Below are 13,610 nucleotides of genomic sequence, written 5' to 3'. Positions count from 1 at the left end.
TACTGTTAATTTTTTGTTAAAAAAGAAGGTATAGATATTACGAACCTACTTCCCTTTTCCAGCTCACTGTAAACCTTTATATCACCTCCGTGAGCCAAAACTATGTGTTTTACTATTGAAAGTCCCAAACCTGTTCCTCCCAACTCTCTGGACCTTCCTTTATCCACCCTATAAAATCTCTCAAAGATAAAAGGCAAATGCTCTTTTGGAATGCCTATACCCGTGTCCCCCACCTCTACTAAATATCTTTTTTCATCCTTTTTTGAAGATACCCAAACTTTCCCACTTTTTTTGTTATACTTTACGCCGTTGTCTATTAGGTTCTTAAGAAGAAGATAAAACATCTGTCTGTCTGCTACAATAAGAAAAGAGGGGTCTACAAGATTTTCAAAAGCAACTTCCCTTTTTATAAACTCCTCCTTTAAATCCTCATATACTTCATCTACTAAGTCCTTAAGTTTAAACTCAGAAAGGTTTAACTTTTCCTTACCAGACTCAAGCTTGGCAAGAATTAAAAGGTCTTCCACCAAGTTCTGCATTTGATCTATTCTGTTCAAAGCTTTCTCCAAAAGCCTTTTTTTTCTTTCGTTGGTTTCTTCTTCAAAGAGGGTTTCCAATATACCCCTTATTACAGATATGGGCGTCCTTAGTTCGTGAGAAGCGTTATCCACAAATTCTTTCTTTGACAGCTCGTATTTCCTTAAAGAGGTTATGTCCGATATGTCAAACAGCGATAAGTTACCTATGCTTTTGAACTTAACTTTGTAGAACTTCCCAATGTGTTGGAATTCTTCGGAAAAGGCTTTTTGGCCACTTAAAGCCTTGCTTATTATGGATATGAGGGATAGATTTCTTAAAGCTTCATAATAATTTTTATCCTGCCAATCTTCCCTGATAATTTGATTTTCTACCAAAAAATTGTTGGCAAAGACTACCTTAGTGTCCTTGATTATTAGAATTCCTTCCTCAAGGAGGTTTATTATGTCTTCTAAATTCACAGATATTTAAGATAATCCTTTATACCGTCCTCCAAACTAAACTCTGGTTCGTATCCAAGCAATTCCTTAGCCTTTGAAATGTCAGCTTGGGTGTAGTTTTGATAAAAGTCATAGGGACAATCAAAATAGTCTGGTTCTAAGCAGGTTCCTAAGGCTTGGTTGAGGATGGATACTATTTCGTTAAAACTGCGAGCCTGTCCTGTGGCTATGTTGAATATTCCTGAAACATTTTTTTCCAGAGCCAGTATGTTTGCCTTTACAACATCCTTTATATAAACGAAATCCCTTTTTTGCTCTCCCCACTTAAACAGCCTTGGTCTCTTTCCTTCTTTCATCTGTCTGTATAGCTGATAGATCATACTTGCAGATTTTCCTTTAAAACTTTCTCCGGGCCCATAAACGTTGAAGTATCTTAGCCCTACTACCTGGATGTGTGGATTTTCTGCCATAAAGTTCTTAGCTATTCTGTCCATCATGAGCTTTGAAAAGCCGTAGGGATTTTCGGGCACCTCTCCCTCTCCTTCTTTCATAGGAGAAGGACTATTACCATAAACTCCTGCGGAAGAGGCGTATATTAGCTTTGCCTGCCAGTGCAATACACAGTCCAAAATAAACCTTAAGCTATCTGCATTAACCCTTAGCATCCTTGCCTGGTCCATTACAGTAGTATCCGTTATGGCACCCTGATGAAACACCACGTCAAACTTGTATCTTTCTTTCAAGTATTCCCAAAGGGACTGGTCCGAAAGGTCTGCGGTTATTACTTCTCCTTTAAAGCCTATTAGATTTTTAAAGTGTCCGGAAGAGAAGTCATCCAACACCCAGATCTTAGCTTTTGGATAAAGCTTTTCCAACTCCTTAGCCAAGTTTGAGCCTATAAAACCCGCACCACCGGTTATGAGTATTCTCATTTTTTCTTACCTTTAGTGTGTTTGGTTTGTGGTTTTGTAGTTAGCTTTTTGATTATATAGCTTTGGGCTAAACTTATGATGTTGTTGAAGGTCCAATAGAGCACAAGTCCGGAAGGGAAATTGGCAAAGAGAAAGGTAAATATTACTGCGGATATATACATTATCAGATTTTGGGATTTTTCTGGTGAAGGACTGATGAACTGCTGGGCTATCATGGTCAAGCCCATAAGTATAGGTAGCACGTAAAATGGGTCCTTTTCTGCCAAACTTGGGATCCACAAAAGCCCTTCCAACTGCAGGTCTACGGTGATGGTTAAAACCTTATACAGGGCAAAGAAAACAGGAATTTGCAAAAGCATGGGCAAACACCCAGAGGCTGGGTTAAAACCCACTTCCGAGTATAGCTTTATCATCTCCTCTTGAAACTTAACCGGATCGTTTTTGTATTTCTCTTTTAGCTGTTGCATCTTTGGTGCAAGCTCAGAAAGTTTCATCATGGAAACGGTGCTTTTGTAGGTTAGTGGAAACATCAGGATCCTTACCAAAAGAGTTAGAGCAAGGATGGAGAAAACCCAAGAGTGAAGATATTGGTATATCCAATACATGAAGATAAAAAGGGGCTTTACTACAAGCCTTAGAGTTCCATAATCTATTACATCGGAAAGTTCTAAGGGTTTTAGCTTGGCATACTCCTTAGCTCCCATGTATAGGTTTAGTTCTCCTGACACTTTAACTAAGAGAAAAGTGGTGTTATCTTCCAATTTGTATATTCCAACCGCCGGTATGTTTCCAGAGAATCCCTTAAAGTAATACCTACTTTCCATACCTGCAAACTTTACATCTCCGGTTATAAACTCCTTAGCCTGTATGTCTTTTATATCCAGTCTGAGAACTTTATCCCCCAGCTTAACCACAGGACCAGAATGGGTGTAAAATTCATCCTCTTTAACTTGGGTGCCCACGGACACAAAAACATCCGGAAGGTTGTTAGTTTTTATATTGACCTTAAAGTAAGTTCCCTTGTCCTCCAAGACTTTAATTAAACTCCAGTCTTCCCTGGCTAAACTCAGAGTTATCTTGTTTTTCTCTATTTTTATCTGATATCTTTCGGAGTTCAACACGCTATCTATCTGCGGGTCTCCAGTGAAAACTTCCAAAGGATAAAAGTTCAGCTTCTTTTCTTCCTCAGTTATCAATTCTTTGTTATACTTCAGATCTTTAAAACTTACTATTCTTCCGCCCTCTTCGGAAAGGACCAACTCAAAATGCTCGGACCTATAATTTACAAAATTGGACGGTTTTAGCTTTTCCCTAAGAGTTCCGAGCATAAGCTGAGGTAGAGTTTCTGAAGCTTTCTTCTCTTGTGAGACTTGGGTTTGTTGGGAATTTTGAGAAGCAAAGAGGATGAGATAAGCCTGATAGGCAAATATAAAAAGTGTCGCTAAAACCACTATGAGGAATAATTTCTTAGGATCGATTTCCTGTTTTTGCATCAGGGATAATCCACTCCTCCTTTGAAAAAGGAATTGCACCTCAGGATCCGTATCATCGCTTTAAAGCTTCCCTTTAAAAGCCCATACTTTTCAATAGCCATTATAGCGTAATTTGAGCACGTTGGATAATACCTGCAGGATGGTGGATACAAAGGAGATATAAACCTTTGCCAGAGTTTTATCAGATAAATAGCTAACTTTTTCAACGTGGCGCTAAAACTTTCCTACCTTTTTTCCTTCTTCTTGCTATTATCTTCCTTCCGCTTTTTGAGGACATACGTGCCAAAAACCCGCTTTTACGCCTTCTTTTTCTATTGGACAGATGGGTTATGTTCCTCTTGGACGCCATCTCCTTTACCTCCGGGGGACAAAGCCCCCTTAAAAGTTATTTTACAAACAGCAGTATTATAGCGACAAGTAGGGCATACAAAGCAAGGGTTTCTATAAACGCCAAACCTATGAACATTATTGTTTGAAGCCTACCACCTGCGGTAGGATTTCTTGCTATACCTTCTTGAGTGCCTCTAACAGCGTGTCCCATGCCTACACCTGTGCCCAAGGCTGCTAAACCTATTGCAAGCCCAGCTCCTAAATACATAAGCCCTTGCTTGAGCGTCTCCCCTTGGCCAGCCTCCGCAGCCAACGCCAACATAGGAACTAGTAAGCTCAGAAGAAGCATCTTCCTCATTTTATAACCTCCTATCTGTTAGTTTTTTAATGTTCTTCATGCGCTACCGCACCAGCCAAATAAACTACGGAAAGTATCATAAATATGTAAGCTTGTATGAAAACCGCCAGAAACTTTATTGCTATTATAAACAACAAAGCTATTGGTGAAAGAGCCATGATGAAGTAATTCTGCACCACAAGTCCTACCAAAACTACCAAAAGCATAGCACCGCCTTTCATGTTTGCAAAAAGCCTCAAGGTTAGGGTTATGGGTCTTGCTAAGTGGGATATAACCTCTATGAGAAAGAAAACTGGTGCCAGATAGGGATTGGGACCCATAAAGTGCTTTAAATAACCAAGCCCATGCAATCTAAAACCTTCTATGTTGTAAAATAGGAAAACAATCAGGGCAAGAGCTAAGTTTGTATTGACGTTGGCTGTGGGAGCTTCAAGCCCTGGAACCATACCTAAAAGATTGGAGAAAAACACAAAGAGCCCTATGGAAGAGATAAGGGGAAGATACCTTAGCCCTTCCTTCCCTATATTCTCCAAAATCATATTACGCACAAACCTTACGTATCCTTCCCAGAGGGCTTGAAACTTTGTAGGCTTTAAAGAAGGCTTACCTGCCAAAAGGATTAAGGCTATTGAAATAAGCATAGACACTATGCCAAGATATACGTGGTTTAAACTTATTCCATCCATGTTGGATAAATATTATATCACAAGTTTCGGGCTCACTGTGTAGGATGTTATAATTGTTTGCAGTAACAAAGGCTGACGGTTTCAAAACCGCTATGCATATTTTGTTGATTGGACTTGGGAATATGGGAAGGAAATATCTCTTAAAGTTGGAAGAGCTTGGTAAATTGCCTGTGTTGTGCGATAAGGATCCAAACAAGGCGTTGGACAATTATCCCTTTTACTGCCATCTTGAAGATGTAGAAGAAGATATAAAAGCGGTAATAATAGCGGTGGATCCTAAGGATCATGTAAAACTTGCTAAAGTTTTTTTGGATCAAGGTATTCCTGTTTTACTTGAAAAGCCTCCTGCCCTAACTCGCTTGGACTTCATGGAAATATACCACTATCCCAACCTTTACATCTCTGAAGTAGAAAGTTTCTCCACATGCCTGAGTTATTTTCCAAAGAATGTAAAAACTTTAAGCATTGAAAGGTTTGGTAGAGGGAGGGGATATGTTTCTCCCCTTTGGGACCTTGCTTGGCACGACCTTTATTTGCTTCAGAGATTCTTTAAAGAAATAAAGATTGAAGACCTAAGGTTAGGTGATGTTTGGGAGCTAAGGGGAAAGGCAGATGATGTTGATTTAACCATAAAGACTGCTTGGGAACATCCAAACCAAAGCAGAAGGTGGATAATAGACGATGGTGCTTTTGTGCTTGACTTTGCAAAAGAAGAAGTTTGGAAGGATGGGAGCCTAATACACAGAGGCAAAACGGATAAACTTGGTGCTATGGTAAAAGCCTTTCTATCAGGTGAGCTTGATGGTAAAAGTAGAGAAAGGGCGTTAAGAAACATTGAACTTTTGGAGTATATAGATCATGCCTTGGCTTTTGAGAATAAAAAGGAAGTTTAACGCTGCGCACTTTTTGACAAATTACTACGGCAAACCAGAACCTTTGCACGGACACACCTGGACTGTGGAGGTGTATATTAGAGCGGATAGTCTGGACGAAGGGGGAATGGGAAAGGACTTTGTGGAGATTGATAACTTCCTAAAGGAAATCCTACCGGACTATAAGCTTTTGAACGAGGTTTTTAGCTTTTCTCCAAGCGCAGAAAACGTCGCAAGATGGCTTTATCAAAAAGTAAAAGAGAAATATCCTTCCGTGGAAAAGGTCGTGGTTTGGGAAACAGAAAACTGTGGTGCAGAATACTTTGAAGTATAATTTAAAAACCATGAGACTTGTTATAGGTTCCGCCATTCTATTTACCTACTTAGTGATGATATGGGGAGGGATGGTAAGGACCACAGATTCAGGTCTTGCATGTCCAAGCTGGCCCCTGTGTTATGGAGACTTTAGCCTTCCAAAGGAAACTTCCGCAAAGCTGGAGATGGGACACAGGACAATAAGCAGTCTGGCTGGCCTTTTTGTTTTTCTAACCTTCATATACGTATGGAGACGCTTTAAAGGACTTCCCAAGATAACCTCTGCGATAGCTCTTATTTTTACCATAAGCGCAGCCCTAACTGGTATGAAGATGATAACTTCAGAAGCTCCCAACTTAGAGCATGTAAGCCACATGCTCTTGGAATCTTTTCATATATATGAGTCTATGATAATATTGGGAGCACTTGTTCTTACCTATAGGTTTATACAGTTTCAAGATCCAGTCAAAGAGGGTATTCCCGTATGGGCTTACCTTTTTGCTGTTGCCACTATGATAACAGGTGTGCTTGTTAGATACACAGGTTCTGGTGAAGCCTGCGGACATGAGTGGCCCACTTGTGCGGGGGCATTAATTCCCGACCTTTCCAACTGGCAAATAGCCCTCCAGTTTATCCACCGAAACCTTGCCTACCTGACCTGGTTAGCCTTTCTATTTTATTTCATCTTCAGCAAAAGCAGATTAGCTTTATACACCTTCATTCTCATAAACGTTCAGTTTGTCTTTGCGGTATCCATGGTATTAACAGGGTTCTTTTTACCCCTTGTTTTCCTTGATACTGCCTCTGGTTTTTTCCTCTTCGCATGGCTAACTTATCATCTAAACCTTAGAATCCAACAACCTGTTTTGAGAGAGGCATGGCAGTAAGGGCTTTGGTAAAAATGGTTACATTAAGTGGAGTTATCAAGGATTATCTATTGCTTACAAAACCCGGCATAGTCCTTTTAGTTTTGATAACCACCCTTACCGGGATGTATATAGCTCAGAAAGGATTTCCTCCTACGGAGTTGGCATTTTGGACCCTTTTGGGCACAGGTTTGGCCTCTGCTGGTTCCGCAGTTCTCAATCAATACTTTGATAAAGACTTGGACATACTTATGGAGCGCACAAAAACAAGACCAATACCCTCAGGTAACGTTTCTCCATCCAGTGCTTTTTGGTTTGGTGTTATTCTGTTGTCTTCTTCCCTTTTAATTATGTTCTTTTTTACCAACCCAATAGCCACCTTTTTTACAGCTCTTGCTTCTTTTTTTTATATCTCTGTTTATACTCTTACCTTAAAGAGGAAAAGTCCCTTAGCTACGGAAATAGGTGGGATCTCAGGAGCGCTACCGCCTGTTATAGGATATACAGCCATAACCGGTAGCTTAGGATTTGAACCACTGGTGCTTTTTTTGATCATGTTTATCTGGCAACCACCGCACTTTTGGGTCTTAGCCATAAAGTATGCCCAAGATTACGAAAAGGCTGGCATCCCTACATTACCCGTGGTGAAAGGTATAAAGCACACAAAACTTAGAACTTTACTTTACACCTCTGCCCTTTTACCTATGAGCATCCTTCCTTACTTTTATCAAATGGCGGGAGAGATTTACCTTTTATCCGCCTCTGTGCTAAGCATTCTCTATCTTCTTCTGACCTTGAAGTTTGTATTTTCAAAAAAACCAAACGGCAGTTTCCTTTTCTTTTACTCTGTAATATACCTTGCTTTACTCTTTACCATAATGGTGCTTGACTTGAGGAGGTGAAGGTGGAAAAAAGGTTTTTCTTTCTGGCTTTGATTTCCTTAGGCTTAGGTGGATTTTTTGCCTTTCTTGTAGCCTTGGCTCGCACACCCGGAATTTATAAGCTTTTTCCTCCCGCATACTTCTACCACGCACTGGTGGGACACGTGGATCTTGCAATAGTGATCTTTTTGCTCTCCTTTACCATGCTTTTGTGGAACAAATTTTTAGCCAAACAAGATAGTATAAGCTTTTACCTTGCATTTTTGGGTTTTCTGGGTATTGCTATAGCATCTTTCTCTGGCAAAGGTGTTGCGGTTTCCAACAATTACCTTCCTACCATAGTTCATCCCGTATTCTTTGCTGGGGTAGTTCTTTTCTTTTCTGGACTGTGGTTTGCCAGCATTGTAAGGCTAAAAACAGCTATAAAAAACATCTTTTCAAAGGATCCGCTTATTAACAGTCTTAGTATGAGCATAGTTTTAGCCTTTATGATGCTTTTGTCCACCATAACATCTGCTTTTAAGACTGGAAGCCACAGTGAATTGTATCTTTTTTATGAAAGACTTTATTGGGCACCCGGGCACATACACCAATTTCTAAACGGCACTGTTTTGCTGTTTTCTTGGTATTTCCTTTCTAAGCTCTTAGGTGTAAAACACGAGCTTGGTATTCTTAGATTTACAAATCTGGCATTTTTGACGTTCGGTGTTTTGTTAGTTCTCGTTCCCGTGATTTTTGAGGACCCTGTTTCAAGAAACGCAAAAATATTTACCGAATTGTCCTATGCCATAGGCTTGGGCATTCCCATCTTTTTACACATGTTTAACATTCTCAAAAGACCCGTTTTTAATACGTCTTCTTATTCCATAGCTTTATGGCTTTCTATATTGCTTTACCTTTTGGGAGTTGTTATAGCCTACGCAGGTTTGAAGGCGGACTTGAGGGTGCCAGCCCACTATCACGGAGCGGTTACGAGCTTGACCCTCACTCTTATGGCTATTTCCTATTATCTTCTCAAGGAGTACGGATGGATAAAGGACCTTCCAAAAATAGCAAAACCCCAGCTGTTTCTTTATGGCTTTGGAATGATACTCTTTGTGCTTGGCCTTTACTTTGCGGGTTTTAAAGGAGCACCAAGAAAAACTTACGGCACAGGCTTTACGGAGGACCCTTTTGTGCTATTTTCTTTAGGGTTTATGATGGTGGGGACTGTCCTTGCGGTTATAAGCGGGGTGATGTTTGTGGTTTATACTTTAAGGGCTGGGCTAAAAGCAAGGCATGCCAACCTTTTTGCTAACTAACGACGACGGATACTTTTCTGAAGGTTTAAAGGCCCTTAGGGAGGAGCTAAGCACGCTCGGGAGGGTCATAACTGTTGCACCGGACAGGAACCTAAGCGGTGTGGGACATTCTTTAACCTTTAGCATGCCCCTGAGGATGAGAAGGATAGAGCGGGACTTTTGGACAGTAATTGGTGGCACACCGGCCGACTGCATCCACTTGGGTTATTATGTCATACTGGAAGGACAAAAGCCAGATTTGGTTTGCTCTGGCATAAACGAAGGTCCAAACTTAGGAGAAGACATCACCTATTCCGGCACTGTTTCTGGTGCTATGGAGGGAAGGATACTTGGCATACCTTCCATTGCCTTCTCCGCCTTTGGTGGAGAGGTAAAGAACTTTAAAGAGATTGCAAAAATAGCAAAGGTTGTTGTTCAGGAGGTGCTTGAAAAGGGCATGCCAGAAGATACCTATCTGAATGTAAATATTCCAGATCTGCCCATAGACCAGATCAAGGGCTTTTTACTCACAAGGCAGGGCAAAAGGGCATACAAAGAAAAGGTGCTAAAGCTATTGGATCCTGCAAAAAAGCCCCTTTATTGGATAACAGCTACCGAATTTGGCTGGCATCTAGAAGAAGGCACAGACTATTGGGCAGTTTATCATGGGTATGTTTCTATAACACCTTTACAACTGGACTTGACCAATTACAAAGCGATAGAAACATTAAAAAACCGTTTAAAATTCTCTTCAGGGGTAGAGCGATGAGTGACACTGTTGGAAGGAATGAAATATCAGCTATAAAAGCGCCTATATTCAGGGAAGTAAAGAAGGGAGAGACAAGAAGGCACGTAATATCGGTCCTTGTGCGCAACGAGCTAGGAGTTTTGGCGAGGATAGCTACGCTCATAGCGGGAAAAGGTTACAACATAGAAGGTCTTTCGGTGGGAGAGACTCACGAAAAGGGCCTTTCTCTGATGACTATTGAGGTGATCGGAGATGACGTAGTTATAGAGCAGGTAGTAAAACAGCTCAGGAAACTGATAGACACGATAAAAGTAAGAGACCTAACGGATAGCCCACACGTAGAAAGGGAGTTAGCCCTTATAAAGGTCTATACCACTACACCAAAGGCAAGGGACGAAGTGCTTAGATTAACCGAAATCTTTAGAGGAAAGATCGTAGATGTATCTCCTGATACTTACACCGTGGAAATAACCGGGGATGAAGATAAGATAAGTGCCTTTGTGGAACTGGTCAGACCCTTTGGCATAAAGGAGATGGCAAGGACGGGTAAAGTAGCTTTGGAAAGGGAGGGAAAGCGAACTAACCCATAATCTCCCTTTCTTTATTCTCCGTTAATCTGTTTATTTCCTCTATGTATTTGTCGGTGAGTTTTTGAAGTCTTTCCAAGGCTCTTTTTACTTCGTCTTCCGATATACCCTCCTGATCCTCTATGAGCTCCTTTGCATCCCTTCTGATGTTCCTGACCGCAACCCTGGCCTCTTCTGCCATCTTGTGAAGCATGCGAACTAATTCCTTTCTTCTCTCCTGAGTTAGGGGCGGAAGAGTTATCCTCAGAACATCTCCATGCCTTTGAGGTGTTAGGTTTAGGTTTTCCATTATGGCCTTTTCCACCAACTCTACCGCATTTTTGTCCCACACCTGAAGCACGATCTGGTTTGGCTCTGGCACACTTACCGAAGCCAACTGCTTTATAGGGATCTTTGAACCGTAATAATCCACTTTTATCTCCTCCACAAGGGCTGTGCTTGCCCTACCTGTCCTCAAACCAGCTATTTCGTTCTTGAAGTATTGCACCGCTTTTTTCATATCCTCCTCTGCGGTTTTAAATACTTCGTCCATCATGTCCATCCTCCTAAAGTTGTAGTTTAACTATAGCTTCCACATGATAGGTTTGGGGGAAGTTATCCACAAGCTTTATAGTTTCAATTTTATAACCTCCGGAAACTAAAACCTTTAGATCCCTTGCTAAGGTGGTTGGATTACAGGAGACGTAGATTATTCTTTTTGGTTTGTTCTGAACTATGAGCTTGGCTTCGCCTTCCGACAAACCTTCCCTCGGCGGATCAAGAAGCAATACGTCTATTACCTCTCCTGCATGGTTTTTCAACGTCTCAAAAGCACTTTCGTGAGCAAAAGAAACATTAAAGACCTGATTTAACTTTGCGTTATACAGCGCATCTTTTACAGCGAATTGGTTTGCATCAGAGCCAAAAAGATACTCACAGTTTTGGGCCATCCAAAAGCTAAAAAATCCAACCCCGCAGTGAAGCTCTAAAACCCTCTTTGCCCTTTCTCCATCAACCACCATCTTAGGAAAATCCTCATAGAGGGTGTAATTGACCTGGAAAAAAGAATCGTTGCTTACCCTTAGTCTAAATGCTCCAGACTTGAAAAAGGAAAATTCCCTACCAACCATAGACCTTTTTATAAGCTTTCCCCTTAAGTTTGTGTAATTTCCCAAGCAGATTACTTCCTTTGGTAACGTATGTTCTTTAAGCTTTCTTAACTTTTCTGTTTCCATGGGGCTAACAGTGATCAGCTTTAGCATAAACTCGTCTTCATCTGGCGAATAAGTTACATGAACTTCTTGCAGTTCTTTCACCGCTTTTACAAGCTCCCTTAGGGCAGGTATTAGTTGGTTTATCTTAGGGTGGAGCAAAAGACACTCATCTATTGGAACAAGCTCGTTGCTTCCCCAAGAAAAAAAACCCAAACTTCCATCTCTTACCTTGAACTGGACCTTTACCCTGTATCCAAACTCTTCTTTGGACCTCAGGACTCCACCTAATGATTTAACCTTTATCTTTCCTATCCTTTCCAGAGATTCCAATAGTATGTCTTCTTTAACTTTCAGTTGTCCTTCGTAATCCAAGTGTTGTATTTGACATCCTCCACAATAGGAGTAGTATTTGCAGGGAGCAGTCCTTCTCCAAACTGAGCCAATCTTTACGTTTTTTACCGTCGCCTCCACGTAGTCCTTTTTTTCCTTAAGTATTTCTACCTCAACCAATTCCTTTGGTGCTGCATACCTTACTAAAAACTTTTTACCCCTGTCCTCTCCCAAACCATAACCACCATATACCACTTTTTTAATGAATATGTCTAAACCCATTCTATTTCAGCTGGGAAATCTTCTTGAAGTCCTCCTCCGATAGGATGTCTATATACCATCCCGTTATTTTGTTAGCCAACTTTACGTTTATCCCCCTCTTCCCTATGGCTAAAGATAGCTTATCCTTTGGCACTGCTACCTCCACCCTTTTAAGCTTTGGGTCTACTCTTACATCGGTTACTGGTGCAGGTGCCAAGCTTCTTCTAACAAGCTCTTCTATATTGTCTGTATCTTTTATAACGTCTATCCTTTCTCCTGAAAGCTCTTTACTAATAGGTGCTATATTGGATCCTCTTAGACCAACCACTACTGCCACCGGATCCATACGCGTATCCTTTGACCTCACCAAAACCTTAGCCCTTTCTCCAGGCTCCCTTGCTATATTCAAAATCTCCACCTCACCTTCCTTTATTTCTGGAACCTCTGCTTCTAAAAGCTTGCGCAAAAAATTCGGATGTGTTCTTGAAAGAATTATTTCATAACCACCTCTTTTTCTCACAACCCGAAGAAGCAGTGCCTTTAATCTGTCTCCAACTTTATACACCTCTTTGGGTATTTGCTCTCGTTTGGGCAATACCGCCATAACCTTCCCAAGGTCCACTATAAGGTCCTCATTTTCTGCCACTTTTCGCACTATACCTAACACTATCTCACCTTCAAGTTCTATAAACTCTAAGTATCTTCTTTCTTCGTCAGCTTTTTCTAATTCTCTTAGAAACTCCTCTTTTGCCGCATAAGCGGCGATTCTATCTAGCTCTTCGGGAACTATGTCTAGTGGAAACTTTTCTCCTTTGCGTAGGATATAGACCTTTACCTCATCGTCCGTCAGCTCCACCTCTACACGATCTTTTATTTTTCTGTCCTTTTTTGTAGCAAGGGCTATGGAATTTTTCAATGCCTTTTCTACCAACCATTCTGGTATGCCTTTTTCCTTTGCTACCTGCTCAATAAGCTTTCTTAGACTTTTTACCATTTTTCTATCTCCAAATGGGCCTTGGCTATGGCTGATATGGGTATGTGAAGTATGCTTCCATCCTCCTTGCTTTTTATGATTACTAGATTTTCCTTAGCTTCTTGGATATAGCCGAGAATTTCCCTTTTGTTCTCTATGGGTTCTTTTAGTATGATTTTGACCAATCTGCCTGTGAAAAAATCAAAATGTTCGCTTTTCGTCAGTTCCCTGGTAAGACCTGGAGAGGAAACTTCAAGCATGTAAGAAACTGGGATAATATCCTCCACGTCCAAAAGGGAGGATATTCTTTTGCTTATCTCTTCGCAATCTCCTACGGTTATTCCACCTTCCTTATCTACTATTATCCTCAGGACCCATCCCCTTTCAGGCTTAAACTCCACATCAAAGAGTCTATAGCCCATCTTTTTTATCACAGGAGCTATTACTTCCTTTACCTTGCTGACTATAGCTTTATCGTCTATTTGCATGAAGATTATTATCGTACAACTACACGGAAAAATCAACAGT

At 40.9% G+C, this 13,610-nt stretch carries 18 protein-coding genes; 7 read left to right on the top strand and 11 right to left on the bottom strand.

Annotated elements, in window-relative coordinates:
* Positions 1 to 5 precede the first annotated feature (5 nt).
* From K217_RS0106385 to atpB, 7 genes are read right to left on the bottom strand one after another with little or no spacing between them, the layout of a single operon-like run.
* A complete protein-coding gene (locus K217_RS0106385) occupies positions 6 to 998 on the bottom strand; it encodes a sensor histidine kinase (protein ID WP_052178118.1) in 993 nt (330 codons plus the stop codon).
* A complete protein-coding gene (rfaD, locus tag K217_RS0106380; protein WP_029552289.1) occupies positions 995 to 1,909 on the bottom strand; it encodes an ADP-glyceromanno-heptose 6-epimerase in 915 nt (304 codons plus the stop codon). Before rfaD ends, K217_RS0106385 begins: the two co-directional genes overlap by 4 nt.
* Positions 1,906 to 3,402: a membrane protein insertase YidC gene (yidC, locus tag K217_RS0106375; protein WP_029552288.1), complete on the bottom strand. Its 1,497-nt coding sequence runs from the start codon at positions 3,400 to 3,402 to the stop codon at positions 1,906 to 1,908. Before yidC ends, rfaD begins: the two co-directional genes overlap by 4 nt.
* Positions 3,402 to 3,608, bottom strand: coding sequence for a membrane protein insertion efficiency factor YidD (gene yidD / locus K217_RS0106370; protein ID WP_029552287.1), 207 nt, complete (start codon positions 3,606 to 3,608; stop codon positions 3,402 to 3,404). Before yidD ends, yidC begins: the two co-directional genes overlap by 1 nt.
* Positions 3,605 to 3,751 (bottom strand): 50S ribosomal protein L34, encoded by a 147-nt coding sequence (gene rpmH / locus K217_RS0106365; protein ID WP_029552286.1) that lies wholly within the window; start codon positions 3,749 to 3,751, stop codon positions 3,605 to 3,607. The genes yidD and rpmH overlap by 4 nt, the downstream gene beginning before the upstream one ends.
* Before the next feature lie 36 nt (positions 3,752 to 3,787).
* The gene (gene atpE / locus K217_RS0106360; protein ID WP_029552285.1) at positions 3,788 to 4,090 is read right to left on the bottom strand and encodes an ATP synthase F0 subunit C; all 303 of its coding nucleotides are present in this window, start codon (positions 4,088 to 4,090) and stop codon (positions 3,788 to 3,790) included.
* Between the two features lie 26 nt (positions 4,091 to 4,116).
* A complete protein-coding gene (gene atpB / locus K217_RS0106355) occupies positions 4,117 to 4,776 on the bottom strand; it encodes a F0F1 ATP synthase subunit A (RefSeq protein WP_029552284.1) in 660 nt (219 codons plus the stop codon).
* Positions 4,777 to 4,829: 53 nt separating this feature from the next.
* On the opposite strand from atpB, the gene K217_RS0106350 reads away from it, so the two are divergent.
* Genes K217_RS0106350 through ilvN form a run of 7 tightly spaced genes read left to right on the top strand, consistent with a single transcriptional unit; the run spans position 4,830 to position 10,328 of the window.
* Complete coding sequence (locus tag K217_RS0106350) at positions 4,830 to 5,669, top strand: Gfo/Idh/MocA family oxidoreductase (RefSeq protein ID WP_231477004.1); 840 nt, start codon at positions 4,830 to 4,832, stop codon at positions 5,667 to 5,669.
* On the top strand, positions 5,635 to 5,982 hold the full coding sequence (locus K217_RS0106345) for a 6-pyruvoyl trahydropterin synthase family protein (RefSeq protein WP_029552282.1): 348 nt from the start codon (positions 5,635 to 5,637) through the stop codon (positions 5,980 to 5,982). The genes K217_RS0106350 and K217_RS0106345 overlap by 35 nt, the downstream gene beginning before the upstream one ends.
* A gap of 10 nt (positions 5,983 to 5,992) precedes the next feature.
* The gene (locus K217_RS0106340; protein ID WP_029552281.1) at positions 5,993 to 6,850 is read left to right on the top strand and encodes a COX15/CtaA family protein; all 858 of its coding nucleotides are present in this window, start codon (positions 5,993 to 5,995) and stop codon (positions 6,848 to 6,850) included.
* Positions 6,841 to 7,731: a heme o synthase gene (cyoE, locus tag K217_RS0106335; protein WP_029552280.1), complete on the top strand. Its 891-nt coding sequence runs from the start codon at positions 6,841 to 6,843 to the stop codon at positions 7,729 to 7,731. Before K217_RS0106340 ends, cyoE begins: the two co-directional genes overlap by 10 nt.
* A 2-nt stretch (positions 7,732 to 7,733) precedes the next feature.
* Complete coding sequence (locus tag K217_RS0106330) at positions 7,734 to 9,011, top strand: heme-copper oxidase family protein (protein WP_029552279.1); 1,278 nt, start codon at positions 7,734 to 7,736, stop codon at positions 9,009 to 9,011.
* On the top strand, positions 8,989 to 9,759 hold the full coding sequence (gene surE / locus K217_RS0106325; RefSeq protein ID WP_029552278.1) for a 5'/3'-nucleotidase SurE: 771 nt from the start codon (positions 8,989 to 8,991) through the stop codon (positions 9,757 to 9,759). Before K217_RS0106330 ends, surE begins: the two co-directional genes overlap by 23 nt.
* Positions 9,756 to 10,328, top strand: a complete 573-nt coding sequence (gene ilvN, locus K217_RS0106320) for an acetolactate synthase small subunit (RefSeq protein WP_029552277.1) — start codon at positions 9,756 to 9,758, stop codon at positions 10,326 to 10,328. The genes surE and ilvN overlap by 4 nt, the downstream gene beginning before the upstream one ends.
* On the opposite strand, the gene frr is transcribed toward ilvN, so the two are convergent.
* The 4 genes from frr to K217_RS0106300 are packed head-to-tail and all read right to left on the bottom strand — an operon-like array spanning position 10,318 to position 13,570.
* Positions 10,318 to 10,860 (bottom strand): ribosome recycling factor, encoded by a 543-nt coding sequence (gene frr / locus K217_RS0106315; RefSeq protein ID WP_029552276.1) that lies wholly within the window; start codon positions 10,858 to 10,860, stop codon positions 10,318 to 10,320. The genes ilvN and frr overlap by 11 nt on opposite strands.
* A gap of 10 nt (positions 10,861 to 10,870) precedes the next feature.
* Positions 10,871 to 12,130, bottom strand: coding sequence for a 23S rRNA (uracil(1939)-C(5))-methyltransferase RlmD (gene rlmD / locus K217_RS0106310; protein WP_029552275.1), 1,260 nt, complete (start codon positions 12,128 to 12,130; stop codon positions 10,871 to 10,873).
* A gap of 1 nt (position 12,131) precedes the next feature.
* The gene (gene nusA / locus K217_RS0106305) at positions 12,132 to 13,103 is read right to left on the bottom strand and encodes a transcription termination factor NusA (RefSeq protein WP_029552274.1); all 972 of its coding nucleotides are present in this window, start codon (positions 13,101 to 13,103) and stop codon (positions 12,132 to 12,134) included.
* On the bottom strand, positions 13,097 to 13,570 hold the full coding sequence (locus tag K217_RS0106300) for a ribosome maturation factor RimP (RefSeq protein ID WP_029552273.1): 474 nt from the start codon (positions 13,568 to 13,570) through the stop codon (positions 13,097 to 13,099). The genes nusA and K217_RS0106300 overlap by 7 nt, the downstream gene beginning before the upstream one ends.
* Positions 13,571 to 13,610: the final 40 nt, after the last annotated feature.

The organism is Thermocrinis jamiesonii (assembly GCF_000702425.1).
Lineage (GTDB): Bacteria > Aquificota > Aquificia > Aquificales > Aquificaceae > Thermocrinis > Thermocrinis jamiesonii.
The sequence above is the reverse complement of the archived record's forward strand: the minus strand, read 5'-3'. Positions and strand labels throughout refer to the sequence as shown.

Excerpts from the sequence above, each read along its gene's own strand:
- atpB (WP_029552284.1), bottom strand. The coding sequence starts at position 4,776 with ATGGATGGAATAAGTTTAAACCACGTATATCTTGGCATAGTGTCTATG.
- K217_RS0106345 (WP_029552282.1), top strand. The coding sequence starts at position 5,635 with ATGCCTTGGCTTTTGAGAATAAAAAGGAAGTTTAACGCTGCGCACTTT.
- surE (WP_029552278.1), top strand. The coding sequence starts at position 8,989 with ATGCCAACCTTTTTGCTAACTAACGACGACGGATACTTTTCTGAAGGT.
- rpmH (WP_029552286.1), bottom strand. The coding sequence starts at position 3,751 with ATGGCGTCCAAGAGGAACATAACCCATCTGTCCAATAGAAAAAGAAGG.
- ilvN (WP_029552277.1), top strand. The coding sequence starts at position 9,756 with ATGAGTGACACTGTTGGAAGGAATGAAATATCAGCTATAAAAGCGCCT.
- nusA (WP_029552274.1), bottom strand. The coding sequence starts at position 13,103 with ATGGTAAAAAGTCTAAGAAAGCTTATTGAGCAGGTAGCAAAGGAAAAA.
- frr (WP_029552276.1), bottom strand. The coding sequence starts at position 10,860 with ATGATGGACGAAGTATTTAAAACCGCAGAGGAGGATATGAAAAAAGCG.
- rlmD (WP_029552275.1), bottom strand. The coding sequence starts at position 12,130 with ATGGGTTTAGACATATTCATTAAAAAAGTGGTATATGGTGGTTATGGT.
- K217_RS0106340 (WP_029552281.1), top strand. The coding sequence starts at position 5,993 with ATGAGACTTGTTATAGGTTCCGCCATTCTATTTACCTACTTAGTGATG.
- K217_RS0106300 (WP_029552273.1), bottom strand. The coding sequence starts at position 13,570 with ATGCAAATAGACGATAAAGCTATAGTCAGCAAGGTAAAGGAAGTAATA.
- yidC (WP_029552288.1), bottom strand. The coding sequence starts at position 3,402 with ATGCAAAAACAGGAAATCGATCCTAAGAAATTATTCCTCATAGTGGTT.
- rfaD (WP_029552289.1), bottom strand. The coding sequence starts at position 1,909 with ATGAGAATACTCATAACCGGTGGTGCGGGTTTTATAGGCTCAAACTTG.
- atpE (WP_029552285.1), bottom strand. The coding sequence starts at position 4,090 with ATGAGGAAGATGCTTCTTCTGAGCTTACTAGTTCCTATGTTGGCGTTG.
- cyoE (WP_029552280.1), top strand. The coding sequence starts at position 6,841 with ATGGCAGTAAGGGCTTTGGTAAAAATGGTTACATTAAGTGGAGTTATC.